The sequence below is a fragment of the Cutibacterium sp. LaCa_255 genome (genome assembly GCF_057458005.1).
The window spans coordinates 1,298,715-1,324,307 of the sequence record NZ_CP190956.1 but is presented as its reverse complement, the minus strand read 5'-3'; the positions used below and the strand labels follow the sequence as shown (position 1 = coordinate 1,324,307).

Genomic DNA, 25,593 nt, shown 5'->3' with positions numbered 1-25,593 from the left:
TCAGGCCTCCTCCGTCTCGATGGTGCGCTTGGCCCGCGGGGCAGATCGCCTGCTTCGCCGACCGAGCAACTGGGCTTCCGTGACACCCATGTGCCCAGCCTCAAGGCCGGAGCCGCGTCGACCCTGGCCCCAGAACTTGGTGCGTCCCAGCAGAGTGACGACGGGGTGGGTGAAGAAGAAGCAGATGAGGAGGTCGATGAACGTCGTCAGACCCAGGGTGAAGGCGAATCCCTTCACCTGGTCGACCGACAGCACGAACAGCACGATGGCGGACAGCAGGGAGACGCCGTCGGCCATCAGGATGGTGCCGCGGGCCTTCGTCCAGCCGGTCTGAAGGGCGGTACGCAGGGTCCGTCCTTCTCGGATCTCGTCTCGGATGCGTTCGAAGTAGACGATGAAGGAGTCGGCCGTCACACCAATGGCGACAATCGCGCCAGCGATACCAGCCAGGGAAAGAGTGAATCCGACAGCCTCGCCCAGGAGCACCATGGCCGTGTAGGTCGTGATACCGGCGATAAGCAGGGAGCCGATGGCCACCAGGCCCAGTCCTCGGTAGTACAGCAGGCAGTAACCGGCAACCAGGATCAGTCCGATGACGCCGGCGATGATCCCGGCACGCAGCTGCTCGCCACCAAGGGTCGGCGAAACATTGTCAACGCTGGAGATGTCGAAAGACAGCGGCAGGGCACCGTACTTGAGGACGTTGGCCAGGTCAGCAGCACTGTCCTGGGTGAAGTGTCCGGAGATCTCGGCCTGACCACCGTTGATCGGACAGGAGGCTCCCTTGCCGCCATCCAACTGCGGTGAGGAGATGACCTTGCCATCCAGGACGACGGCGAACTGGTTCTGCGGGCTCTGGCGCGAGCACAGGAAAGTGGTCGCCTCACTGAAGGAATTCGTGCCGATGGAGTTGAATTTCAGGTTCACCACGTAGGACAGCTGGCCCTGCGGGATTCCGGAGTCGGCGCTCTCGACCTGGGTTCCCGTGATGGCGACCGGGGAGAGCAGATACTTGGTCTTGCCCTCACGGTCACAGGTCACCAGGGCCTTGTTCGGCGGGGATTCGACGGACTTGGTGCACTTGAAGTCCTGGAAAGCCTTCATGTCCTCCGGGGACGGCTTCCACTTCTCGGCGTCCTTGACCATCTTGGCCGCGGAGGTCGGATCCTTCTCGTTGTACTGTGGGCCGCTGTCCTTGGCACCAGGCTTCGAGCTGGCAGAGGCACTTGACGACGCCTTGGCCCTCGGATCGGCAGTGGGGAGGGCAGAGGGCTTTGCGGGGCCGGGAGTCGGACCCTTCTCACCCACCGACTCCTCAGCATGGACCATGCGGAATCCGAGCTGGGCGGTCTGGCCGACCATCTCGACGAGCTTGGAACTCTCGACGTTCGGGGCCGAGACGACGATGTTGCGGTCACCCATCGTCGTCACTGACGACTCGCCGACACCCAGCGAGTTGACGCGCTGCTGAATGATGAGCCGCGCCTGCTCGAGGCTCGTCGGTGTGGGAGCCTTGCCATCATCCGTCTTGGCCGTCAGGGTGACGGACGTACCGCCTCTGAGGTCCAGGCCAAGTTTGGGTGCCCACGTACGCGTAGCTCCCATGAGCACGTACATGACGATGATGGCCACCAGGAAGATCACCAGGGTTCTGCCTGGATGGTGTGTCCGCTTTTTCGTTGCCACGTCGAAAATAGTCCTTGGTCTTGGTGGATTGTCAGGCCCGGGGCTGCTCGTCAGTCTCAGCAGCGACGGTGGACTCGGTAGCCGAGGTCTCAGGCTGGGCGTCAATTGCCGGGGCCTCGGCGACGGTCTCGTTGCTGGCCGGAAAGGTCTGTGCCGGGACGTCGTCGGCGAAGGCGAATTCCTCCTCGTCACCAGCAGGTCGTACGATGGCCTGCTTGAGGACGCTGACTTCGACGCCAGGGGCGAGCTCGACGACGGCCTGCTTGTCACCCAGGTGGGTGATCGTCACGAAGAGACCACTGTTGAGCACGACACGAGTGCCCTCCTGCAGGTTCGACTCGAGCTTGGCTCGCTCCTCCTGCTGCTTCTTGACCTGCCTCTTTCCCTGCCACACGGTGAATCCGATGAGCACGATGAAGAGAATCAGGATGGGCATGAAACCGCCCAGCGGGCTGGCGAGAAGAGGCATAGGGAGTTTTCCTTGTCTACGGGTGTAACCGGGGTCATGCTACCCCGGAGTGGTGAACATGGTCAGAACAGGCCGTCGCCGGTGCTGTTGGTAGGTGGCTCAAGACCGAGGTGGCGCCACGCCCTGTCGGTGGCAACCCGACCCCGAGGGGTTCGCATGAGGAAGCCCAACCGGACGAGGAAGGGTTCGGCGACCTCCTCGACGGTCTGAGGCTCCTCCCCCACGCTGATGGCAAGGGTGGACAAGCCGACCGGGCCTCCGCCGAATTTGAGACAGACGGCATTGAGCACGGCACGGTCGAGGCGGTCGAGGCCGAGCGGATCCACCTCATAGAGATCCAGAGCCGTCTCCGCCCCCCTCGGTGTCACCGGGGACTCGTCGTTGACGTCGGCCCAGTCACGGACGCGGCGCAACAGTCGGTTGGCAATCCGAGGTGTGCCGCGAGAGCGGGAGGCGATGGTATGGGCGGTCCCCTCAGCCAGGTCGACCCCGATGACCCCGGCCGAGCGGGTGACGATCCGCTCAAGGTCGGCCACCTGGTAGTAGTCGAGCTGGGCCGTGAAGCCGAATCGGTCCCGCAGCGGCCCGGGCAGCAGGCCTGCCCGTGTCGTCGCCCCGACAAGGGTGAACGGTGGAATGTCGATCGGGATCGCAGTGGCCCCAGGGCCCTTGCCGACGACGACGTCGACGCGGAAATCCTCCATCGCCAGGTAGAGCATCTCCTCGGCAGGCTTGGACATCCGGTGAATCTCGTCAAGGAAGAAGACCTCACCGGGAACAAGCGAGGACAGGATCGCAGCCAGGTCCCCCGCGTGCTGAATAGCAGGGCCGGAGGAGATGCGAATCGGGGCGGACATCTCGGCCGCGATGATCATGGCCAAGGTGGTCTTTCCAAGCCCTGGAGGTCCGGACAACAAGACATGGTCCGGGGTCGTACCGCGTGACTGTGACGCGGCCAGGACGAGTCCCAACTGCTCGGCGACGCGCTGCTGTCCCCCGAATTCCGCCAGGGCACCAGGGCGCAGAGCAGCCTCTTCGGCCTTCTCAGGAGGCTCGGCCCAAGGGTCGACGGGCGAATGCTCCACCGAGATTCTCCTTCCTGACGACGTCTGTCAGTGTGCCAGAGGGGTCCGACATCTCATCGAGCCAAACTGCGCAGGGCTGCCCTCATGAGGTTGCCGATCGTCATCGAGGGATCGGCCTCCTTGAGGGTGGCCACCTCCTCAACAGCCTTGTCAGCATCCTTCGCAGACCACCCCAGACCGATGAGCCCATCAGCAACCTGCTCTCTCCACGGTGCCACCGGCTGGCTCGTACCGGCAGGGGTTGACCCGGCAGGAGCGACGATTGCCATCTTGTCCTTGAGCTCGAGGATCATCTTCGCTGCGCCCTTGCGACCAATACCGGGCACGCGGCACAGCGTCGCCTCATCCTCGGCGCTGATTGCCGACGCAAGTTGGTTGGCATCCAGCACACTCATGATCGCCGCGGCGAGCTTGGGGCCGACCCCGGAAGCCGTCTGGACAAGCTCGAACGCGTCCCTGTCGTCAGCCTCGACGAAGCCGTAGAGGGTTAGGGAGTCCTCGCGGACGACGAGGGAGGTCTGCAAGGTCATCGTCTGGTCGACACGTGCACTCGCAGCCGTGGCAGGCGGGCACAGCACCTTGACGCCGATTCCGTGGTTGTCGAGGACGACCCAGGTCGGGCCGGCCGCAGTCACGGTGCCGGAGAAATGGGAGATCACCGGGCAAGATCCTTCCAGGAACGAGGTGCCGGACGGCCACGTCGTTGGGCTGCCACGGCTGCTTCGATGCGATTGGTGGCTCCGCCTCGCCACAGATGACAGATCGCCAAGGCCACGGCATCGGCAGCGTCGGCTGGTTTCGGCGGGGCTGACAGGCGCAACACCCGCGCGACCATGAGACCCACCTGGGCCTTGTCAGCACGCCCAGAACCGGAGATGGCCGCCTTGACCTCGCTAGGGGTGTGCAGGGCGACCGGCAGGCCGTGGCGAGCAGCGATCATCATCGCCATGCCTGCGGCCTGAGCGGTGCCGGTGACGGTATTGCGGTTGTGCTGGGCGAAAACCCGCTCGACGGCGATGGCGTCAGGACGGGTGTGGTCGCGCCACTCCTCCAACCCATCGTGGATGCGCAGCAGACGATGAGCGTGATCCAGATCTGCGGGGGTACGGATGACGCCGACCGCGATGAGCCTCAACGGGGCCCCGGGGCCGCCTTCGACGACCCCGACCCCGCATCGGGTCATACCGGGGTCGACCCCCATGACCCGCGTGACACGCGGGTTGGGGGTCGTCTCTGGGATGGTCACTCCTCCTCGTCGAGAGCCGCCGTGACCTCGGCGGGGACGTCAGCGTTGGAGAAGACGTTCTGGACGTCATCGAGGTCCTCGAGGGCGTCGAGGATCTTGTAGAGCTTGCGAGCATCGTCGAGCTCTACGGGCTGGGTGAAGTCCGGCTTGAAGGAGACCTCGGCCGAGTCGTAGTCGATGCCGGCGTCCTGGACGGCCTTACGGACGTCCACGACGGCGTTGGGGTCGGAGATGATCTCGAAGACGTCGCCCTCGTCGACGATGTCCTCGGGCTCGGCGTCGATGGTGGCCTCCATGAGCTGGTCCTCGTCCACCTCACGGGTTTCGGTCTTGCGACCCTCCTCGACCTCGTAGGTCTTCGAGACCGCCACGACACCCTTGCGCTGGAACAGACGCTGCACCGAGCCACCATCGGCCATCGTGCCACCGTTGCGGGTGACGGCTACGCGAACGTCGGAGACGGCACGGTTACGGTTGTCGGTCAGGCACTCGATGAGGATGGCAACACCGGCGGGACCGTAGGCCTCGTACATGATGGTCTCGTAGTTGACGGCGTCGGCGCCCTCACCGGAACCACGCTTGACGGCGCGGGTGATGTTGTCGTTGGGAACCGAGCTCTTCTTCGCCTTCTGAATGGCGTCGTAGAGGGTCGGGTTGCCCGACGGATCCCCACCACCGAGTCGTGCCGCCACCTCGATGTTCTTGATCAGGCGGGCGAACAGCTTGCCACGCTTGGCGTCGATGGCCGCCTTCTTGTGCTTGGTGGTGGCCCACTTGGAGTGACCGCTCATGGACGGTGTCTCCCTTCCTCGAATGTCGCAGTTATCGGCCCAGAGGGGCCAAGCATTCGGCGCGGGACAAGCCCACGCACACAATGAAATAGTTTACACTCCTCACCCGACAGCGAATCGGGCTGAGGAGAGCGGACGGTGAGTGACCGTCAGTCAGCCTTGGGTACGGGGGCAGAGTCCGCCGGGATCGGTGCCCGGCACACCTCGAGGGCTTCCGGCAGGGTGAAATTACCCACGTAGAGAGCAGTTCCCACGATGGCCCCCTCCACCCCAATCGGGACCAATCCGCGCAGACGACGCAGGTCCTCGAGGGTGGCGATGCCTCCGGACGCGACGACGGTTCCCTGGATGCGCGCACAGATTCGGCCCAAGAGCTCGTAGTTCGGTCCGGTCAACATGCCGTCGCTGGCCACATCGGTAACGACGTAGCGCTTACACCCGGCGTCCTCCAGCCGAGCCAGGACGTCGAGAACCTTGCCGCCCTCGCGAGTCCAACCGCGCGCCGCGAGCTGATCTCCCCTGACGTCCAGACCGATGGCGACCTGTTCGCCGTAGCGGCGCACGACCTCGTCGCACCAGGTGGGATTCTCCAGAGCGGCGGTACCGATGTTCACGCGAGTGGCGCCGGCCGACAGGGCCGATTCCAGGCTCTTCTGATCGCGGATACCGCCGGACACCTCGACGTTGATGTCCATCTGCTCGACGATGTTGCTGATGATCTCAGTGTTGGATCCACGTCCGAAGGCGGCGTCAAGGTCGACCAGGTGAATCCACTGGGCTCCCAGACCTCGCCACCTGTGAGCCACCTCCAGGGGATCACCGAACGCGCGTTCGGAACTGGCCACCCCCTGTTGCAACTGGACGGCGCGTCCACCCTGGACGTCAACGGCTGGAAGTAGTGTGAGTTCTCCGGTCACGAGGGTCAGGTTATCAACACACCCGAGCCAGCCACCGTTCGAGCAAGGCCAGGCCCGCCGTTCCGGACTTCTCGGGATGGAACTGGGTTGAGGTCACCGGACCAACCTCAGCGGCGGCGACGAAGGTCGCACCTTGATGGCTTGCCGTGGTGAAGTGGTCGTCAGGCCCGTCGACGAGCACCCCGCAGGAGTGGACGAAGTAGAACCTCTCGCCATCCGCATGCCGGAACAGGGTCGTCCGGGTCCCCGGTTGGACGGTGTTCCACCCCATGTGTGGCAGGCGGTCAGCCGGCAGCTCCTCGACGACACCGGGCAGTACCCCGAGGCACTCGACGTCGACGCCGCGCTCGCTGCCACGCTCGAAGAGCATCTGATGGCCGACGCAGATCCCGAGCAAGGGCCGTCCCTCGTCAACCCAACGATGCACCAGGTGCTCCCCACCCATGGCGTGCAGGCCCACCATGCAGGCTGCCAAGGCTCCCACTCCGGGCAGGACGAGGGCGTCATTGTCGAGCAGGGCTCCCGGGTCGCGGGAAATCGTGACGGTGGCACCGGCCCTGCGCAGGGCGCGCCCGGCCGAATGCAGGTTTCCCGAGCCGTGGTCAATGATGCCGACCCGCACCGGATCAGACATCGAGAGCACCCTTGGTGCTGGGGACACGCCCGGCATTGCGCGGATCCGGAGCGACGGCAATCCTCAGAGCGCGGGCCAGAGCCTTGTACTGGGCCTCGCAGATGTGGTGGGGATCCCGTCCGGCCAGCAGACGCAGGTGCACACACAGGCCAGCGTTGAGAGCCAGTGACTGCACGACGTGGTAGGTCATGGATCCTTGGTAGGGAACGCCCGAACCGCCGAGACGGGCGTAGATCTGACCCTCCGGCTCTCCGGTGCACTCCACCCACGGGCGTCCAGCGACGTCGACGACGCATTGTGCAAGCGCCTCGTCGAGAGGAACCACGGCGTCACCGAAGCGAGCGATCCCTCGCTTGTCGCCGAGGGCTTGGACCAAGGCCTGTCCCAGCGCGATGGCAGTGTCCTCGACGCTGTGGTGACCGTCGATCTCGACGTCTCCGGTGGTGGTGATCGACATGTCGATGCCTGAATGCTTGGCAAGGGCCGTGAGCATGTGGTCGTAGAAACCGACCCCGGTGGAGATGGTCGACTCCCCCTCACCGTCCAGATCAATGGAGACGTCGACGTTGGACTCGGAGGTCTCGCGGTGAACGTGAGCGCAGCGGTGGGTCATCAATCCTCCTCGGGATCGAGTCGACGAGCGGTCGGAAGGACGTCGAGCAGTGCAGCTCGGAATGCGTCGGTCTCCCGAGGAGTACCAGCGCAGACACGCAGGTAGCCGGTCGGGCCCACCTCACGGACGAGAACGCCGTGGTCGAGAAGGGCCTGGAAGACCGCATGGCGATCGGCGAACCTCCCGAAGAGGACGAAGTTCGACTGAGAAGAGACGACGTCCAGACCGTGTGCGCGCAGCCAGTCCTCGAGATTGGCACGCGTCTCGCGGAGTTCGTCGACCCGAGCGAGCATCTCGGGAGCATGGGCCAGAGCGACCCGGGCCACCACCTGGGACACCTCCGACAAGTGGTAGGGCAACCGGACAATCCGTAGGGCGTCCACCACGGCAGGAGCCGCAACGGCATATCCAAGACGACCTCCGGCCAGGGCAAACGCCTTCGAGAGGGTGCGCACCACAATGAGGCGTCCATGCTTGGGAAGCAGGGCGATTGCCGAGTCCTCCGGGGTATCGGTGAACTCCTGGTAGGCCTCGTCGACGACGACGATCGCATCGGTGGCCGAACAGACCTCGTCTATGACCGCCACCGGGATGGTGGTGCCGGTCGGGTTGTTCGGCGTGGTCAGCAGGACGACGTCCGGCTTGACCTCCTCGATGGCGCTCACGATCTCGTCGGTGGTCAGACCGTAGGAGACATTGCGGGGACGAGTGACGTACTCGGTGTGAGTGTTTCGGGCGTACTCGGGATACATCGAGTAGGTCGGCGTGAAGGTCAGGAGAGTACGGCCCGGGCCACCGAAGGCCTGCAGGATGTGGGTCATGACCTCGTTGGACCCATTGGCCGGCCAGATCTGACCGCTGCTGACCCCGAATCCGATGTACCTGGCAAGGTCCTCGCGCAAACCCGTGGCCTCTCGGTCCGGGTAGCGATTCAGCCCCTTGCCGGCATTGGAGACGGCCTTGGCCATGTCCTTGCGCACCGATTCCGACGGTGGGTACGGGTTCTCATTAACGTTGAGACACACCGGGACGTCGAGCTGCGGGGCACCATAGGGCTCCTCCCCCACCAGTTCGGGGCGAAGCGGCAGATCAGCCAATTGAATGGGGTCCTGCTGCGGCTTGGCCATCGGACGGGGCTGGGTCGTCCGTCGACGCTGGGTCATCGCGGCCTCCTCACGGTGATGGCATTGGCATGACCGGGCAGGTTCTCGGCCAGGGCGAAGTTCTCGACGGAATCGGCAAGGTCGAGCAGGGCGTCCTCGGTGTAGTCAATGACGTGGACAGCTCTCATGAACGAACGCACCGACAATCCCGAGGAATGGCAGGCAGCACCTGCCGTCGGCAGCACGTGGGTGGATCCGGCCGAGTAGTCACCCAGGGAGACCGGGGACCAAGGACCGACGAATATGGCACCGGCGTTGTGGACTCGCGCTGCCACCGCGGCGGCATCAGCCGTCTGGATTTCCAGGTGCTCGGCGGCATAGGCATTGACAACCTCAAGGCCTTGGTCGATGTCGCGCACCATGACTATGGCCGACTGCTCGGAGGTCAGTGAGGTACGGATCCGCTCGGAGTGCAAGGTGGCCTCGACCATGGGGGCCAACTCCTTCTCCACGGCGTCGGCCAGCTCGGTGGAATCGGTGACGAGAACAGCGGCGGCGAGCGTGTCGTGTTCGGCTTGGCTCATGAGGTCGGCAGCAACGTGACGTGGATCAGCGGTCTTGTCGGCCAGGATGGCAATCTCGGTCGGACCAGCCTCCGAGTCGATGCCGACGGTGCCACGCAGGTAGCGCTTGGCAGCAACGACATAGATGTTGCCCGGTCCGGTGACCATGTCGACCCGCGGGCAGGAATCGGCCTCATCAGAGCCCTCGACACCGTGGGCGAACATGGCGATGGCCTGGGCGCCGCCGACGGCATAGACCTCGTCAACCCCGAGCAGGTGACACAAAGCGAGGATGTTGGGGTGCGGCAGGCCACCGAACTCAGCCTGCGGTGGGGACGCCACCGCGATCGACGCAACGCCGGCTTCCTGGGCCGGGACGACATTCATGATGACCGAGGAGGCCAACGGGGCAAATCCGCCAGGGACGTAGAGCCCCACTCGGCCTACGGGGACGATGCGCTGACTCACACGAGCACCGGCAGCCACCTCGACCGGCGCCGGCGAGGTTTCCACCTCGACCTCCCGGCACACCTGACGACGTCGACGAATGGACTCGGTGAACGCCTGACGCAAGGTGTCGTCAAGATTGGCAGCCGCCTCGACCAGGGCCTCAGCCGGAACCCTCAGATGATCCGGAACCACATGGTCGAACTTCTCGCTGTATTCACGCAGTGCCTCGGCGCCACGGTCCTTGACCGCAGTACAGACAGGGATGATCGCCGCCATCGCGGCATTGACATCAAAGTCAGCGCGCGGCACGGCGCGACGCAGGTCGCCAGTGGTCTCACGGGTCAGATCGACGATTCTCAGCACACCGTCAGTCTAATGAAGCCTCAGTCGCCGGTTCGGAGCGTCCAGTCCGCGGAGAGCGACGCCGGGCCGTCACCAAGGATGCAATAAGCATCGGGATCATTGCTGCGAGCAACCAGACCAGCACCGACACCCAGGTGTGGAGGGCAAAATCAACCGGAACGACCTCACCCGTCTTGGCCGCAACAATGCGCTCGGCGAAGGAGTCCGGGCCGATGAGTACCCCTACCCACCAGCAGGCCAGGGCAGACAGACAGGACGACACCCCGGCAGCCAGTACTCCCCACGCACCACGACGGCGCATCAGAACCCAGCTCAGGAAGCCGATGATCAGTCCGACGATCAGGCCCACGAGGCAGTACACGGCGTCGGTCGAAAAGACCTGGGTGAGGCCCTTCTCCGTTGTCGATGCCGCACCATCGGATCCCACCGTGTAAGTCGGCAGGGTCACCATGGAGTGCCATATCGGAGCAGCCAGTCCGCCCAGGACGATGCCCACCCCCACGACGAGCAAGCTCGACCGCAGAATCGCGAGACCGTGGGCACGGATCGTCTCGTTCATGACTGCCTCCTGGGGATGCATGAGGGGCCGAGCAGGGCCTTGAGGTCGGCCATCAGCGGCTGGCCAGTGGTGACCTTGAGTTCATCGGCAAGCCGGAAGGTGGTCGTCACCTTTCCGTCGAGGAGTCGCAGTCTCACCTCGGAGCTACCCGGGTGGTTGCGTAGCACTCCCCGCAGGCCCTCGATGGTGCCCCGGTTGCATCGTCCGCGACGTAGATCAATCGTCATGGGTGCATTGCCGGCATCGGTGAGGTCCAGCAGCCAGACGTCATTGGCCGACATCTCGACGGTCTCGTCACGTTCCCGGACGAATCCGCGCACCTTGAGGATGCTGTCTACGGCCAATAGCGGCTCCACGCGCTGGTACACCTTCGGGAAACAGGCAATAGTGATGGAGGCGCCGAGGTCCTCCAGCGTGATAGAGGCCCAGATGTCACCGTTCTTGGTGGTACGTCGGACGATCTGGGTGACCATACCTGCAATGGTGTAGCGCCCCTCGTGATGGCCTTCAGGGTTGACGAGTTCGGCCACCGAGATGTCTGATTCGGCCTCCAGAGCAGCTTCCAGGCCTCGCAGCGGGTGATCGGAGACGTACAGACCCAACATCTCGCGCTCGAAGGCGAGCTTGGTGCTGCGGTCCCAGTCGTCCTCCGGAACCACCCTCTCGACACCCAGCTGGGTGGGTTCGGAATCGTCCCCCATGCCGAAGAGGTCGTCCTGACCATTGGCCTGGTGGCGCTTGATGTCGATGACGGCATCGACGGCCTGCTCGTAGACCGCCATCAGGCCGCGTCGGGAATGGCCCATGGAATCGAAGGCACCAGCCTTGATGAGGGACTCAATGAGCCTCTTGTTGCACACCGTCAGGCTGACCTGGTCAAGGAAGCTGAAGAAATCGGTGGCCGGGCCATTCTCCTCACGGGCCCGGATGATCTCCGCGACGGCGTTGGCACCGACATTGCGGACAGCTCCCAGGCCGAACCTGATGTCCTCACCGACAGCGGTGAACTCCAGCGAGGAGGCGTTGACGTCGGGAGGCAGGACATTGATGTGCTGGGACCGCATGTCGGCCAGGTACATCGCCATCTTGTCCTTGTCGTCACCGACGCTGGTCAGCAGGGCGGCTCCGTACTCGGCCGGGTAATTGGCCTTGAGATAGGCCGTCCAGTAGGAGACCAGTCCGTAACCGGCAGCATGGGACTTGTTGAAGGCGTATCCGGCGAAGGGGACCATGACGTCCCACAGGGTCTGGATGGCATCGTCGGAGTACCCGTGTTCACGCATGCCAGCCTGGAAGGGGATGAAGTTCTCCTCCAGGATGTGCTTCTTCTTCTTGCCCATGGCACGACGCAGAAGGTCAGCGCCACCCAGGGTGTAGCCAGCGAGCTTCCGGGCGATCGACATGATCTGCTCCTGGTACACGATGAGGTGGTACGTGGGAGCAAGGATCTCGTCGAGGTCCTCCTTGAGTTCGGGATGGATCGGGATGATCGGTTCTCGGTTGTTCTTGCGCTGGGCATATGAGATGTGTGCATTGGCACCCATCGGGCCCGGTCGGTACAGGGCCAACACGGCGACGATGTCATCGAAGCAGGTTGGTCCCATGAGACGCAGCAGGGATCGCATGGCCGTGCCATCGAGCTGGAAGACGCCCAATGTGTCGCCTCGGGCCAGCATCTCGTAGGTGTTCTCGTCATCAAGGGCAAGATCCTTGAGATCGACGTCGATCCCCCGGTTCTCCTTGATGATCTTGATACAGTGATCCATGATGCCGAGGTTTCGCAGGCCCAGGAAGTCCATCTTCATGAGCCCCATCTCCTCGAGCTGGGGGTAGGCGAAGCCGGCGATGATCATGCCGTCCTTGTCTCGCCTGTGCATCGGCACCAGGTCGAGCAGCGGAGCGCTGGACAGGATGAAGGCACATGCGTGCACACCGGTACCGCGGATCAATCCCTCGAGACCCTTCGCCGTCTCGACAACCTTAGCGACGTCAGGATTGTCGGCAACCAGCTGGCGGAACTCCTGGCCCTCGCCATACCTCTCGTGGGAAGGATCGAAGATCTTGCTCAGCGGCACTCCCTTGCCCATAACGTCCGGGGGCATGGCCTTGGTGATCTTGTCTCCAAGGGCGAAGGGATAGCCGAGAATACGATTAGCGTCCTTGACGGCAGCCTTGGCCTTGATCTTGCCGAAGGTGTTGACCTGGCTGGTGTACTCCGCCCCGTACTTGTGGGTGACGTAATCGATGACCTTGTCACGCTGACGATCGTCGAAGTCGAGGTCGATGTCGGGCGGGTTGACGCGTTCCGGGTTGAGGAACCTCTCGAACAGCAATCCGTGTTCCAGCGGATTGATGGCGATGATGCCCGTCAGATAGGCGACGAGGGAACCGGCAGCCGATCCACGACCCGGCCCGACCGGCACGCCCATGGAGCGCGCCGCATTGCATATGTCGGAGACGACGAGGAAGTAGGAGGAGAATCCCAGCGGCTCAATGACCGAGAGCTCTGTCTCGAGGCGGTCGACGACCTCCTTGGGCGGATTCGGACCGAACTTCTCATCCATGCCCTCCTGAAGCTTCTTACGAAGCCAGGACTCCTGCGTCTCCCCCTCCGGGACGTCGAACTGCGGCATCCGGTCGACGTGATTGAAGACCTCGTCGTAGGACCCGATCATCTCGGTCAGCAGCAGGGTGTTGTCGCAGGCCTCGGGATGATCCGGGAACAGCGCCCTCATCTCGTCAGAGGACTTGATGTAGTAGCCCGAACCATTGAAGCGGAAGCGGTTCGGATCATCCTTGTTACGCCCCACACCGACGCACAGCAGGGAGTCATGGGCGTCAGCCTGGTCCTCGGTGACGTAGTGCGAGTCATTGGTGACCAGCAGAGGAATGTCCAGCCTCTTGGCCAGCCTCAGCAAGTCGGATCGCACCTGCTTCTCGATCGGGACACCATGGTCCATCAACTCGCAGAAGTAGTTCTCCTTGCCGAAGATGTCCTGGTAGGCGGCCGCGGCCTGGCAGGCTTCCTCGAACTGCCCCAGACGCAGTCGGGTCTGCACCTCACCCGACGGACATCCGGTGGAGGCAATGATGCCACCGGGGTACTTGGACATCAGTTCGCGGTCCATGCGGGGCTTCATGTAATAGCCCTCGTAAGAGGCCAGGGAGGACAGCCGGAACAGGTTGTGAAGCCCCTCCGGGTCCTTGGCCCACATCGTCATGTGGGTGTACCGACCACCTCCGGAGACGTCCTTGCCACCCTCGGCGTCCGGATCACCTGCGTCACGGGAGGTTCCCCAGAATTCCTGGACCCGGGACATACGAGTACTCGGGGCGACATAGGCCTCGATACCGATGATCGGTTTGACCAGCGGATTCTGGTCTCCGTCGTACTTCTTGGAGATCTGGAAGAACTCGTAGGCACCGAACATGTTGCCGTGGTCGGTCATGGCGACCGCCGGCATGCCCTGACGAGCCACCTCGGCAAAGAGCTTCTCGTTGCTGGCAGCACCATCCAGCATCGAGTACTCAGTGTGAGTGTGAAGGTGGACGAAGTCGGATCGGGCCACGGACAGTCCTTTCACGAACCGACCGGAATGGCGGTCACTCCGGCCCTGGGTGATGCTGACTCGGACAGACTAGTCCGCACCACCGACCGGAGCGACCCGACCACTCACGTCGGGCGGCGAACGACGAAGTCAACCTGCATCCCACCGGCCAACTGGGGCACCAGATCCGTGTACGGACCAGCAATCTCACCAACCCTGACGAAGTCCCCGTCAAGCCTGTCGTCATGCACCATGAGGTGAACCTCACCGCGATATCTCCCCACGGTGTCCATCTGGAGGGATCTGGCCCTGTGGCACCCGGCGTTGGGGGCGTCACGAAAAGACTCACGCTTCCGTACCCGCTTCTCATGATGCTGCCCGCAATGCTGGTCAGCCCAGCAGGCAGCCCTTAACCTCATGTACGGACGTTGAGTAAGCCGAGGCTCAGATCCTGGATAATCAGGAATTCACAATTCTTTGCCCATCTGCACAAGCCGAATAAGTCGAATCATTTGCTCAATAAGGGACTGTTCAGTCATGGTCGTCATGATTTGATCCTGAGCATGAACAAGAAGAAGTGACATCGGCAGTGACCCATTCAGATCTCGAGTGATGAGTTCAGTCTGAACATCATGAGCAGTCTTCAAGTATTTTTCTGCGTCGATCATACATTTTTCACTCTCCGAAAATTCTCCGGCGTGAGCCTTATCAAGAGCGTCATACAGCAACGACCGAGCCGAACCAGCATTAGTAATTATTTCAAAAATAGAGGCTTCAATATCCTTCATTTCAAATTCTTCGTCTTGACGCATCACAATCTCCTAGCAACAGGACAAATTATTCGTTAGGCTCTTCGAGCTCTTCTTTCTTCAGTTGACTCCTGTCATACATCCTCATGAATGGATAATAAATCACAGTAGCAATCAAAATGTTCAACAGGCAAAGCACAATACTTCGCCAGTCGCCACCGGTTGCCAAAAAAGCGCCTATCGGAGCAGGAAGCGTCCATGGAGGCTGCACTGCCATATAGCTCACCAACCCCCAACTAAATGCACACCATGACACCAGACAAAGAATCAAAGGGGCCAGAAGAAACGGAATGACGAAAAAGGGATTCATCATAACCGGAAGCCCAAACATGATCGGTTCGCTAATATTAAACAGAGCAGGAACCGCTACTGCTCGTGTTATAGATTTTGTATATTTCGCCTTCCCAACTAAAAACCCAGAAATCACTAGCCCTATTGTCGCGCCGGAACCGCCTATCGACACAAACCACTGAAAAAAGGTCTCCGGTGCGATGTGTGGAGCGGGAGAGCCCACGGCAACTGCGCTCGCATTATCGCTGAGGTACTGCAACCAAATCGGCCGGGCAACTGATCCGACTACCGAATCACCGCTAATACCAAAAAACCACAGAAACACTACCAAAAACGCCGGCACTAATACACCAGGCAACGAATCACCTGCTGTAACCAGAGGAGCCAACCCGACCCGTACGATGTCAATAATATCGATACCTAGGACGACAGATACCAGTGCCATGACAACCATTATGGTAAAAGCCGGTACTACTGCCCCGAAAGACTTGCTTACTGATTCAGGCACCTGTTCAGGCATCCTAATGGTTAAATTATGCTTGTAGCATACTCGCATCACCTCAACAGCTAATAGAGCCAAGATCATCGCCGGAAATAATCCTTGCGATCCCAGACTCTCGAGATCCAAGAAGACTCCATCACCAATTGCTTTCGGAGTCAGGCTTAGCAAAAATGCGGCAACACCCAACTGACCACCAGCAAGTCCATCAAGATCGTAACTCCGAGCGAGGCTTGAACCGACACCGAAGCATACATATAACGACATTAGCCCAAAGGTCATGCGGTATGGAACTAGAATTTGGTCGATATGCGCTTTCGCCCAAATAGCGAGTCCGGTAGTTTCTGGCACAGGCGGAGCAGCTATGATAAGGACAAAACTTCCCGCAATAATGAACGGTATAGCAGAAATAACACCGTCGCGAATAGCTCGAATATGCCGCTGCTCAGAAACCATGGACATCGGTCCAGCGACACGCCTGTCCAAGAAGTCAAAGAACTTCTCCATTGCGATCACCTTAAATGTTCCTTGACGGTCTTAATTAGCTCCGAACCTCCGAGCGGACCATAGGCGACCGGAGGTATCGAACAAATCGGAGTTCCGTACTGTTCGGCGTACTCTCGAAAAACCTTCATTCTATTTCTTACTTGGGGAGCGACTAAAATCAAATCCCAATTTCCTGTCGATATTTCTTCCTGCGCCTGTCCAGATCCAACAGCCTTGGCATGAACGCTTTCACCTATCTTGTTAAATTCTTTTTCTAGATTCTTTAACACAATCGCACTCGACATGCCGCCAGAGCAAATCAGCAACACATTTGACATAACCGATACTCCTTGATTGTAGGTTTAATTACTTTCTGGTTGCGATGAAATCATGAAGCCAGTAGTAGCTATCCTTCCGCAACCTGTTATAACTACCATGGCCTTCATTGTCAGCATCAACATAAATAACGCCGTATCGTTTCTCCATTTCACAGCTTCCAGCGCTCACGATATCGATAATTCCCCACACAAAATATGCTTCGACATCCACGCCTTCCCGTACAGCCAACTCAACTTGGTTCATATGGTGTTCGAGATATGAAATTCTGTAATCATCATGAATTCGGTTATCAGGACTTACTTTGTCGCGTGCGCCTAACCCATTCTCGGCGACCATCACAGGCTTTCGATATCGGTCGTACACCTTATGGGCGGCAATCCTTAGCCCAATTGGGTCTATCTGCCATCCCCAGGCAGTGGCTTCAAGGTTAGGATTTTTGAGTGAAGCTACCAAGTTCCCCGGAACTTGTTCCCGCTTTTCATCCACACTGCAGATTGAAGATGAATAATAAGAAAAAGACACGACATCACATGTATTCAATTTCATCGCGTCGCGGTCGTCTTCAGTAATGTCCAGTTCAACATTATGTTCAGACAAAAACCTACCTGCGTAATACCCGTATTCGCCATTTGCTAGCACATCAGCACACCACCACTGATTGATCTGCTCGTCATGAACTAGTTTCATGTTGTCTTCAGGGGTGGGATGCAGAGCATAGTAGTCGAAGCAGCTCACCATACAGACAAATTTTCCCGGCACGCCTATATCGCGACCATATTCTGTTATTAGTGCACTCGCTACCATTTGATAGTGAAGACCGTTGAATACAGAATTGTAGTCATACACATGATCATCATTGCCGATTATTCCCAGTCCATTAAATGGGCTGAAATATCCGGCATTAATCTCATTAATAGGGAGCCAGTAATCCACCTCGCTACCCCATCTATCAACGACATATTTCGCCATTTTTAGATAGAGGTCGATGACGTCGCGATGTTTCCATCCTCCGTATTTGTCGACTATCGCAAGAGGGAGCGCATAATGATTAATCGTAATAAAAATCCGGATACCAGCATCAGTAAGACAACGAATGACACGATCATAATATGCCACACCAACTGGATTAGGTTCATCTTCAAACCCAGTTGGGAACAAACGAGCCCAGCTAATTGATAGTCGATATATGTCTAAGCCAAGATCTATGATCTGGCGCAAATCAGACTTCCAGTGCTCGTAGCCTCTCGAGCCGACACGAAAGGGGTATACGGCGTCATCTGCACGGGCTTCTTTTGCATTCTCGACATCATCCTGAGTGAGAAGACGCGTCTGCACCGTATCGTTCGCCGTCCGCGGTATCCATCGACGACAGTCTTGGGTATCGAGCCCCTTCCCATCACAGAGCCCACCTTCATACTGACTAGCAGCAGTAGCGCCACCCCACAGAATACGGTTCATCTCATGCTCCTATCCGCATCAGCATCATGCGACGATCTCCGGCCCCTTATCAACCAGAAGCTATTGGCATCCACCAGCCGTTTCATCTCTTCCGGTGTCATGCTCCGATCCTTAGCAATCTCAGCTAGGGGTGCGCACACATCATCGGGCATCATCACCTCGGTGTGCCACAGTTTCCAAGGCCGATCGATTCGTGTTACGACGGCCCGATGAATTTTATCCACCGAAACAGATTTAATTCCATACCCTGCATTGATATCGGTGTGTGAACCATTGGAGGACCAGTAGTGCAGGATGCTCATAGTATTGCCATCCTGGTCACGCTCACAAGACTTTCCTAGAACAACCACCATGTGACCAGACTCATCTTTTCCTATCTCATCATTCCAGAAGATCTTCATGAAATCGAATTTGTGAATAGTGTCGAACAGAAAATTTCGGTGGCACGAGTTTCTGTACTCATCTGCTGTACCGATGTACATGTTGGTTCCGATTCCCAATTCACGAACAAGTTCAGCGACGCCCGGTCCATTCGCGTTGGCTCGGCCCCACGCACCAACTCCATCGGCTTGAATCGGGTACGCTCGATTCTCGACGGTGTAAGGCTTCAGGTACTCCCACTGTTTCTGTGGGAGAACGTGATCACAAGCATTTTCGTACATTTCAATACTCTTCAGTAGCAGAAGATAGACCGCCGAAGAACAGAACGACGGCGTTGCGAGCTGTGGATTCACCTCAACCCCAGATTCCGAAACGTTAACGGCGCGGTCCATTCCCGCCCAAGTGGTTTGCTGGAAACCTGGAGGAATATTTCTTCCTGTGTGATATCCACCACCCACGGGAAAACACTTCAATGCGCCTTCCATGGATTCTTTCCACATTGTTGTTGGTTTTCTACACGCTGCTTTCGATTCCAACGTGAACTCCGGACTCATGGCCGCCGCCACCGACGCTACACACGTGCCCAGAATCAGCCTTCTTCCCATAATAGGACCGCTAGCGTTCATCGTCATCCCTTCCTTAACTCCTACTGCATTTCTAATTGGGACGTAATTTCATGTTTGGGGAGGTCCAATCCTTTCGATCGCCCTGCCTCCCAACATGCCCCAACTACCGGATGACTTGCGTACATACACCCGCCCAACGATTGTTCAACAATGCTCCGTAACGGGTTGGGACGCACACCGTTGTGGTCAATTCTCGGGGCGAACAAGCCTCCTGCCAGGATTACACGGTTAGCGCTCAGGGTTTTCACAGTTGCTCTTAGTTCGGATGCTGCACAAGCGACGATGAACGACGCGGTCTCGTCGTCGCTCGCAGACAAAACAATGGGCGCAAAACCTGCCACGTCGGACGGCCGGAGCTCTTTAGTCTCAGCAATGAGGTCCTGCAAACTACATCCGGCAGGCAAGCCAAGAGCGTTGACAACTTCACTAGTAATGGTGGTGTGAGGACCTCGTCCGTCGAGGTCTGCAGCGGCAGCTCTCAAGGCTTTTCTCCCGATCCAGTAACCGGAACCATGGTCGCCAAGCAACCATCCGGCACCGTCTCGGCGATCAACCCAGTGCCACTCCGAGAAACGACCGGCTATCGCTCCGGTGCCTGCCGCAAGAATGGAACCATCACCCGATGTTGCGGCTGACCAATATGCGATTTCTATGTCGGTCGCCACACGAGGGGCGACGCGTAGACCGGCAGTGCGGAACGCTTCCTCAACACTGTCCCGAACATGGCGGTTACCAGCCGGACCTGCGCCAGCCGCCCCAACGACAGCTGCTTCCACACGTCCGACCGCAGACTCGGTTAACAGGGCCGTCAAGCAGTCGTTGAGAGCCTGCGACAACGTCGGTCGGCTGATACGAGCAGCACGTTGATATCCCAGTATTGTTCCATCTGCGTCGGTGACGAGGGATCTCACACTCGTTCCACCAATGTCAACACCCAAGAAATTCATATCAAGACTCTTTTTCGCGCCTGTCATAGTTCCGCATTAAACATTAAACATATGTCAATATATAAGATTGATTTTTATTCTGTTCTCAATACTGATTTCTATCTACAATTCCGCTTATCTCAAAGATATCCAACTGTGACTCTTTTCTAGAATCCACAAAACCACATGGGGTGATATTCTGGTAATTTTGAATAACGCGACCTACCCCGCGGAAATCAAGTACTCAGAGCACTGAAGAGCCACGCTTCCAGCGTGTTGATGTCGTGCAACAGTCACTTGTTCACGCAAAGTCCGGAACGATCCCCTAGCCTCACTGAACACCCCGTCGAGGCCCATGATGGCCTCAACGTCGGCAGCGTGTGGGGAGACGAGGTTGAGCCGCAACCGGGTCATGCAAATGGTGAACGACTCGACGTTGCCAGGACCACCAACCAAGTCAAGTACTCTCTGCGCGCATTCTTTGTAATCCATGACGTTCTCCTGAAACTCAGTTGTGAGGATGGTCCTCGTCGACAGCGGCGCGAACCGCTCCGCCAGATGTCGTCAGTCGTTCTCGGGCTTGTGCCGCCGTCATGTCCAGCAGGATCATGACGATGGCCGTCTTGGCGTGACCGTCAGCCTCATGAAGGGCGATAACGGCCTGGTCCCGGGTGCATCCCGTCGCGGACACGACGATGGACACAGCACGTTGCCGCAGTTTCTCGTTGCTCGGAGAGACGTCGACCATGAGGTTCCCGTAAGTCTTGCCGAGCCCGACCATGGTCGCCGTGGAGATCATGTTGAGGACGAGTTTTTGTGCCGTTCCGGCCTTCAGACGGGTCGACCCGGTGAGCACCTCTGGGCCGGCGTCGATCTCGACGGGCAGATCGACCTCGTCACTGATGAGGGCGTCATGGTTGCAACACACTGACGCCGTGTGGGCACCGGCCTGCTTGGCGGCGCGCACCGCTCCTATCACCCACGGGGTGCGCCCGGAGGCAGCGAGCCCGACGACGACGTCGTGGAGCCCGGGATGCAGGGCATTGATCTCCTCAGCCCCGCGCTCCTGGTCGTCCTCCGCTCCTTCAACTGCCTGGAACATGGCTTGCTGGCCACCGGCAATGAGACCGACGACCATGGTGGGATGTGTGCTGAAGGTGGGAGGGCACTCGGCAGCGTCGAGAACCCCAAGCCGCCCACTCGTCCCCGCCCCGGCATAGATCAGCCGACCACCGGCCGACAATCCCGCCACCGCAGCCTCGACGATCGCCGCAATGGCAGGAAGCTGCCGGGCGACGGCATCAGGAACACGGTGGTCCTCATCATTCATGACGCGAAGCACCTCGAGGGTCGTCAGCTGGTCAAGACCCTCACTGACCGGATTCCGACCCTCCGTGGTGGTGAGCCTAGTGAGATGGTCCATGGACTCGCCTCCTGCGACGACGAAACTTCGTGGTTCCATGTCTTGAAACCACGCCCTCTGTACAACCGTGTGGGCCACATAGACCACACTGTGTTTCCACGGTCCGCAGCAGGACCAAACAGTTCAGACGGTGTGAAACAATATTACACGAGAATTGCTACTTATGGAAGGACTTTTCATATGGCTGGCAGCCTGTTGCCCCGCATTGACATGGCCAGGTCCACCATGCGCCCGGCAGAGGCGCAGGTTGCCGCAGTGGTCCTTGCTGAACCGGACTGGGCGCTCGAAGCATCAACCAGCCAGCTCGCCGAGGCTGCCGGAGTATCCCCTGCATCCGTGGTGCGCTTCTGTCGTGCCCTTGGGCTCAAGGGTTATCGCGAATTGCGTGCCGAGCTTGCCCGTGACCTGTCTCGCCGCAGCATTGAGATGGAGCGCTCGTCGGTGGCCGAGGGCACCATCTCGCTTGACGACACCTTGGAACAGATGATCTCCAAGATCGCCTTCCATGAGGCTCGCACCATTGAGGACACCGCCCGCTCGGTGGACCCGGAAGAGCTCGAAGCCGTGGCCAGCGCCATCTCCATCGCGCCGCGGACCGTCCTCTTCGGAGTCGGTTCCAGCGGGCTCGTGGCCGACGATCTCTCCCAGAAGCTGGAACGCATCGGTCTGGTCTGCCAACATCACAACGACACCCACATCCAACTCGTCCATGCCGCACTGTGCGGACAGGCGTGCGTCGCCGTGGGAATCTCGTTCAGCGGTAGCACCCAGGAAGTCGTCGAGGCTCTCACCGTGGCTCGGGCCCACGGTGCCACGACGGTCGCCATGACGGGAGTGCCCCAGTCCCCCGTCGCGCAGCTGTCGGATCACGTTCTCGTCACCCCAGCCCGCGAAACCCAGGTCCGGGCCGGAGCAATGTCTAGCCGAATGTCTCAGTTGGCCGTCATCGACTTCCTCTTCGCCAGGGTCGCTCAGCTGTGCATGGACGATCTTGAAACCCACCTGACCAGCACCCGAACGGCAGTCAGCACTCACCGGACCTGAGGTCCTCACGTAGACTTGAGTCATGTCGTCACAGACCCTGACAAAGACCTGGAAGTCAATTTGGTGGATTCCCCTCACGAAGGGGATCCTCGCGATCATCGCGGCGGTGATGGCTGTCGTCTGGTCCCACCAGACCATGGAGGCCCTCGTGGTGATCGTCGGTGTCTACGCCATCGTCGACTCCGTCATGACTCTCATCAATGCTCAGGCTCTTCGCGGCATGGTTGGCACCGGGTTCATGAGAGCTTGGGGCATTATCGGCATCATCATTGGCCTCGTCCTCATCGTCCACCCTGGATTCTCACTCCACGTCATCGCCATCCTCATCGGAGTTTGGCTGGTTCTCCTCGGCGTTGCGGCGACCGGTTTTGCCCTGCCGATGAGGTTCGTCACCGAGAAGGCCTGGGCCTGGATGCTCGGCGGCGGCATCGGACTGTTCGCGCTGGGCATCGTCATCCTCGTCCACCCCGGATTCGGCGTGGTGGCCATGAGCTGGCTGCTGGCCATCGGCGTCCTGCTCTACGGCGTTGCCAACATCGCCATCGCAGTGAGTGTCCACAAGATCACGAACTCCATTTCCTCGGCAGTACGGCGAGATCCACGCAATACCCTCATCGAGGGTGAGGTCGTCGATTCCCCCGCGACCTCTCAGGAGACCTCACCCCACCGCGAACTCAAGTGACGAGTGGCCCTGAGCACCTGCTGCGGCCCGGCCTCCAAGCCGGGCCGCAGTGTCATGTGTTGAGCCGGATCATGCACCGGTATGCGGGAGACCGCGCGGGTGACCATCAGATGTCCCTGAGCCGGGACGATTCGTCGGTGACGGGGTAGAAGTATGCGCTGCGGACCGCTCGGGAACCGTGACCTGCGCAATCCGATCATCCTCGGACAAGGCCGAGTACACCTGTGAGATGAGCCCGACGTAATCAGCCAGGGGGAAGGCACCGGCGGCGAATCCATTCGGTGGTTCGACGACCGGACTGTGACGCATGTTCGTCAACAGGACGATCTGGATGTCCCGGACCGGGTCGACCATCGTGATCGTTCCGGTCCACCCGGTGTGGCCGAAGGCGGCGACGCTCGGCCCGCCGTGGAAGTAGTAGTACTTGTTCGTGCGCCATCCCAGACCATATGTGGCGTCGTCATCGTCAGGAACGAGGACATGTCGCAGGACGTCGGGACGGAAGTACTCCCGACCGTCATAGATGCCCTCGTTGGACATCAGCTGCAGCAACACCCCAAGGTCGTCCGCGGTGGAGAACAATCCGGCATGTCCGGAGACCCCGGACATGGTGTAGAAGGCCTTCTCGTCCTGGACTCGGCCCCACACCGTCTCGGTACGGATGAAAGCAGGCTGACCATCGGGGAGGATACCGAAATCGACATTCCCGTCACGGGTGTTGCCATTGAGTTCGGTCGCGGCGATGAGCGTGCGCGACTCCCCCTGATCCAGCGGGCGGAATCCGGTGTGCCTCAGGCCGAGGCTCCGGTAGACCCCGTCCTGAAGGTACTGATGCAGTGGCTGACCGACGATCTGCTCGACGACGAGGCCGAGGATCATGTAGTCGACGTCGCTGTAGGCCCGCTCGGTGCGCGGAGCGTGCATGAGCGGGGTGCGACAGATGCGGTCAATCGCCTCCGCCCGATTCGCGACATCGTCAAGGTTCTGCAGGTAGAGATCGCCCGCGACCTCGGCATTGGGGTACTGGGGATCCGGAATGAGTCCGCCCCGGTGATGCATGAGATCAATAAGTCGGATGGTGTCCTTCCCGGTGTACCTGTCCTTGATACCGCCTGATCCGCCTACGGTCCACGACCCCGTGTAGACCGTTGATTCGTCTCGGAAGGCCTGCCAGCCAGGCAGGGTGCACACCCGTCTCGACATATCAATGCGTCCCTGACTGACGAGCATCTGTAGGGCCAGATTGGCGGCATACATCTTGGTGTTCGAGGCGATGTCGAACTGGGTGGACGTCGTCACCGGAATTTGCTGGGTGGCCGGGAGGAGGTGGGCCGGACGGACCGAGCCGCCAACCACCTTGGTGGAGTACTTGAGGGCCTGACCCGCGTGGTGACGCCACGCGACCTGACCATGACGGGTTACCAGCACGCTCGTACCAGAGAAACCACGCTTCACCTGGTCATTAATCCAGGTACCGATCTCGGAGAGTTTTCCCTTGTCGAAGCCGAGGGACTCGGCATCGCCACTGGTGACCAAAGAGTCATACCCGACGTGAATCCGCTGCAGGGCGAGCAGCTGGCCGCCGACGCGGACGACCCTGATGTCCCAGAGCCGACGCACAGCTCCCAGACTCAGCCAGTATTGACCGTCAGACATCTGCCCGTCGACGGTCTCGATCATGATCTCGGGATTGTCGTGGAAGAACTCGTCGTCAAAGTTCCTCGTGAAGAGGTTGCGCCGGGTGTCGAAGACGTCGAGGTCTCGACCCCTCCGCACCGACAGCAGGTCCGCTGGCGAGACAGCTTCTCCGCCGAGTGGGGTCTGGCCACGAGTCACGATCCAGCCGAAGGCCTTGGCCAGCCAATCGACGTTCATCCTGTTCCCTCGCGCTGCTGAGGAGGGGACTGAAAGGGCACGGCCGTAGGTCGCCGGGTCCTCGCAGTTGTCGTCATGGAGGATCCACACCTCAGAGGTGTCACCTCTGACGATCCAGCGCCATCTCCCGGAACCAGAGCGCGCTGCAAAGCGACAGGAGAGGGTCGACAAGGTGACATCCCGGGACCAGGTCTTCGGTGTGGTGGCGAAACGGCGGACGTGTCCATCGAGGTTTTTCACCTCGACATGACACGAGGCTGCTGCCCCCACGAGGTGAATGGTGAAGTCGGCCATGTCCGGAGGCCGTGGCGCGGGTGACTCTGGCAGCCAGGGGTGCGGCCATGATCGCGCCTATCGAGGCGCCCAACACGGTTCTGCGTCGCAGGGCGTCATTCATAGCGGAACACTAGACGGAGGGTGGTTCACGACGGTCGTCGTGCTCGTCCTCCATACCAAGCTCGTGATCGAGACGGTCATCCAAGGACCGAGCCCTGCGCTGGGAGGCCAGATAGGCCCACCAGACCCCGGCGCCGATGATGCCCAGGAAGGATGCAGCCCCACCGAAGGCGCCCAGCACGAAGCGCGGATCGCTCTGGCTCGATGCCGTCAGCCCGACGACGTCAAGCACCACGAAAAGGGCGACGCACACCCACGTCAGCACCCTGGCGTGATGAATCGCCGAATCGAGATCCTGCTGATCATCGTTCATCCCAGCAGTCTCCTCCCA

Annotated in this window: 25 protein-coding genes and 1 pseudogene; 2 read left to right on the top strand and 24 right to left on the bottom strand. The window is 60.1% G+C overall.

Features of this window, described 5'->3' with window-relative positions; translation table 11 throughout:
• The 22 genes and pseudogenes from secD to murQ all read right to left on the bottom strand — a co-directional run bounded on the left by secD (position 1) and on the right by murQ (position 21,265).
• Positions 1-1,644 (bottom strand): protein translocase subunit SecD, encoded by a 1,644-nt coding sequence (secD, locus tag ACP8ML_RS05930; protein ID WP_065672746.1) that lies wholly within the window; start codon positions 1,642-1,644, stop codon positions 1-3.
• A gap of 73 nt (positions 1,645-1,717) precedes the next feature.
• Positions 1,718-2,155: a preprotein translocase subunit YajC gene (gene yajC, locus ACP8ML_RS05925; RefSeq protein WP_117189051.1), complete on the bottom strand. Its 438-nt coding sequence runs from the start codon at positions 2,153-2,155 to the stop codon at positions 1,718-1,720.
• 62 nt (positions 2,156-2,217) lie between these two features.
• On the bottom strand, positions 2,218-3,246 hold the full coding sequence (ruvB, locus tag ACP8ML_RS05920) for a Holliday junction branch migration DNA helicase RuvB (RefSeq protein ID WP_036901822.1): 1,029 nt from the start codon (positions 3,244-3,246) through the stop codon (positions 2,218-2,220).
• 47 nt (positions 3,247-3,293) lie between these two features.
• The gene (gene ruvA, locus ACP8ML_RS05915) at positions 3,294-3,899 is read right to left on the bottom strand and encodes a Holliday junction branch migration protein RuvA (RefSeq protein WP_069101383.1); all 606 of its coding nucleotides are present in this window, start codon (positions 3,897-3,899) and stop codon (positions 3,294-3,296) included.
• The gene (gene ruvC / locus ACP8ML_RS05910) at positions 3,896-4,441 is read right to left on the bottom strand and encodes a crossover junction endodeoxyribonuclease RuvC (protein ID WP_117189240.1); all 546 of its coding nucleotides are present in this window, start codon (positions 4,439-4,441) and stop codon (positions 3,896-3,898) included. Before ruvC ends, ruvA begins: the two co-directional genes overlap by 4 nt.
• 41 nt (positions 4,442-4,482) lie before the next feature.
• Positions 4,483-5,277, bottom strand: coding sequence for a YebC/PmpR family DNA-binding transcriptional regulator (locus ACP8ML_RS05905; RefSeq protein ID WP_065672743.1), 795 nt, complete (start codon positions 5,275-5,277; stop codon positions 4,483-4,485).
• 149 nt (positions 5,278-5,426) lie between these two features.
• Entirely contained in the window at positions 5,427-6,194 is a 768-nt protein-coding gene (gene priA, locus ACP8ML_RS05900; RefSeq protein ID WP_016667632.1) for a bifunctional 1-(5-phosphoribosyl)-5-((5-phosphoribosylamino)methylideneamino)imidazole-4-carboxamide isomerase/phosphoribosylanthranilate isomerase PriA, read from the bottom strand.
• Between the two features lie 13 nt (positions 6,195-6,207).
• Positions 6,208-6,828: an imidazole glycerol phosphate synthase subunit HisH gene (hisH, locus tag ACP8ML_RS05895; protein ID WP_117189049.1), complete on the bottom strand. Its 621-nt coding sequence runs from the start codon at positions 6,826-6,828 to the stop codon at positions 6,208-6,210.
• On the bottom strand, positions 6,821-7,441 hold the full coding sequence (gene hisB / locus ACP8ML_RS05890) for an imidazoleglycerol-phosphate dehydratase HisB (RefSeq protein WP_065672741.1): 621 nt from the start codon (positions 7,439-7,441) through the stop codon (positions 6,821-6,823). Before hisB ends, hisH begins: the two co-directional genes overlap by 8 nt.
• Positions 7,441-8,568: a histidinol-phosphate transaminase gene (locus ACP8ML_RS05885; RefSeq protein WP_065672870.1), complete on the bottom strand. Its 1,128-nt coding sequence runs from the start codon at positions 8,566-8,568 to the stop codon at positions 7,441-7,443. Before ACP8ML_RS05885 ends, hisB begins: the two co-directional genes overlap by 1 nt.
• A 32-nt stretch (positions 8,569-8,600) precedes the next feature.
• Positions 8,601-9,920 carry a histidinol dehydrogenase gene (gene hisD / locus ACP8ML_RS05880; RefSeq protein WP_065672740.1) on the bottom strand — a complete coding sequence of 440 codons (1,320 nt, stop codon included), beginning with the start codon at positions 9,918-9,920 and terminating at the stop codon, positions 8,601-8,603.
• 4 nt (positions 9,921-9,924) lie between these two features.
• Complete coding sequence (locus tag ACP8ML_RS05875; protein ID WP_016667627.1) at positions 9,925-10,479, bottom strand: hypothetical protein; 555 nt, start codon at positions 10,477-10,479, stop codon at positions 9,925-9,927.
• Positions 10,476-14,048, bottom strand: coding sequence for a DNA polymerase III subunit alpha (gene dnaE, locus ACP8ML_RS05870; protein WP_065672739.1), 3,573 nt, complete (start codon positions 14,046-14,048; stop codon positions 10,476-10,478). Before dnaE ends, ACP8ML_RS05875 begins: the two co-directional genes overlap by 4 nt.
• Before the next feature lie 104 nt (positions 14,049-14,152).
• Positions 14,153-14,311, bottom strand: coding sequence for a hypothetical protein (locus tag ACP8ML_RS05865; protein ID WP_171048554.1), 159 nt, complete (start codon positions 14,309-14,311; stop codon positions 14,153-14,155).
• A gap of 183 nt (positions 14,312-14,494) precedes the next feature.
• Positions 14,495-14,815 (bottom strand): PTS lactose/cellobiose transporter subunit IIA, encoded by a 321-nt coding sequence (locus ACP8ML_RS05860; RefSeq protein WP_065672869.1) that lies wholly within the window; start codon positions 14,813-14,815, stop codon positions 14,495-14,497.
• Between the two features lie 49 nt (positions 14,816-14,864).
• Complete coding sequence (locus ACP8ML_RS05855; protein ID WP_065672738.1) at positions 14,865-16,142, bottom strand: PTS sugar transporter subunit IIC; 1,278 nt, start codon at positions 16,140-16,142, stop codon at positions 14,865-14,867.
• Complete coding sequence (locus ACP8ML_RS05850) at positions 16,139-16,450, bottom strand: PTS sugar transporter subunit IIB (protein ID WP_081302572.1); 312 nt, start codon at positions 16,448-16,450, stop codon at positions 16,139-16,141. The genes ACP8ML_RS05855 and ACP8ML_RS05850 overlap by 4 nt, the downstream gene beginning before the upstream one ends.
• 28 nt (positions 16,451-16,478) lie before the next feature.
• Positions 16,479-17,909, bottom strand: coding sequence for a glycoside hydrolase family 1 protein (locus ACP8ML_RS05845; protein ID WP_117189047.1), 1,431 nt, complete (start codon positions 17,907-17,909; stop codon positions 16,479-16,481).
• Positions 17,906-18,922, bottom strand: a complete 1,017-nt coding sequence (locus ACP8ML_RS05840) for a Tat (twin-arginine translocation) pathway signal sequence (protein ID WP_065672736.1) — start codon at positions 18,920-18,922, stop codon at positions 17,906-17,908. Before ACP8ML_RS05840 ends, ACP8ML_RS05845 begins: the two co-directional genes overlap by 4 nt.
• A gap of 14 nt (positions 18,923-18,936) precedes the next feature.
• Positions 18,937-19,863 carry an N-acetylglucosamine kinase gene (locus tag ACP8ML_RS05835; protein WP_081302571.1) on the bottom strand — a complete coding sequence of 309 codons (927 nt, stop codon included), beginning with the start codon at positions 19,861-19,863 and terminating at the stop codon, positions 18,937-18,939.
• Positions 19,864-20,163: 300 nt separating this feature from the next.
• Positions 20,164-20,334, bottom strand: a pseudogene (locus tag ACP8ML_RS05830) (PTS sugar transporter subunit IIB); the annotation flags it as partial.
• Positions 20,335-20,350: 16 nt separating this feature from the next.
• Positions 20,351-21,265, bottom strand: a complete 915-nt coding sequence (murQ, locus tag ACP8ML_RS05825) for an N-acetylmuramic acid 6-phosphate etherase (RefSeq protein ID WP_065672734.1) — start codon at positions 21,263-21,265, stop codon at positions 20,351-20,353.
• A 180-nt stretch (positions 21,266-21,445) separates the two neighbouring features.
• Here murQ and ACP8ML_RS05820 point away from each other — a divergent pair, with 180 nt between their 5' ends.
• Both ACP8ML_RS05820 and ACP8ML_RS05815 read left to right on the top strand, forming a co-directional pair.
• Positions 21,446-22,309, top strand: coding sequence for a MurR/RpiR family transcriptional regulator (locus ACP8ML_RS05820; protein ID WP_065672733.1), 864 nt, complete (start codon positions 21,446-21,448; stop codon positions 22,307-22,309).
• Positions 22,310-22,331: 22 nt separating this feature from the next.
• Positions 22,332-22,991, top strand: a complete 660-nt coding sequence (locus ACP8ML_RS05815; protein ID WP_065672732.1) for an HdeD family acid-resistance protein — start codon at positions 22,332-22,334, stop codon at positions 22,989-22,991.
• Between the two features lie 69 nt (positions 22,992-23,060).
• Here ACP8ML_RS05815 and pbp4b read toward each other — a convergent pair whose 3' ends face one another.
• Positions 23,061-25,160 (bottom strand): penicillin binding protein PBP4B, encoded by a 2,100-nt coding sequence (pbp4b, locus tag ACP8ML_RS05810; protein ID WP_249361203.1) that lies wholly within the window; start codon positions 25,158-25,160, stop codon positions 23,061-23,063.
• Between the two features lie 112 nt (positions 25,161-25,272).
• Positions 25,273-25,575, bottom strand: coding sequence for a hypothetical protein (locus ACP8ML_RS05805; protein WP_016667618.1), 303 nt, complete (start codon positions 25,573-25,575; stop codon positions 25,273-25,275).
• Positions 25,576-25,593: the final 18 nt, after the last annotated feature.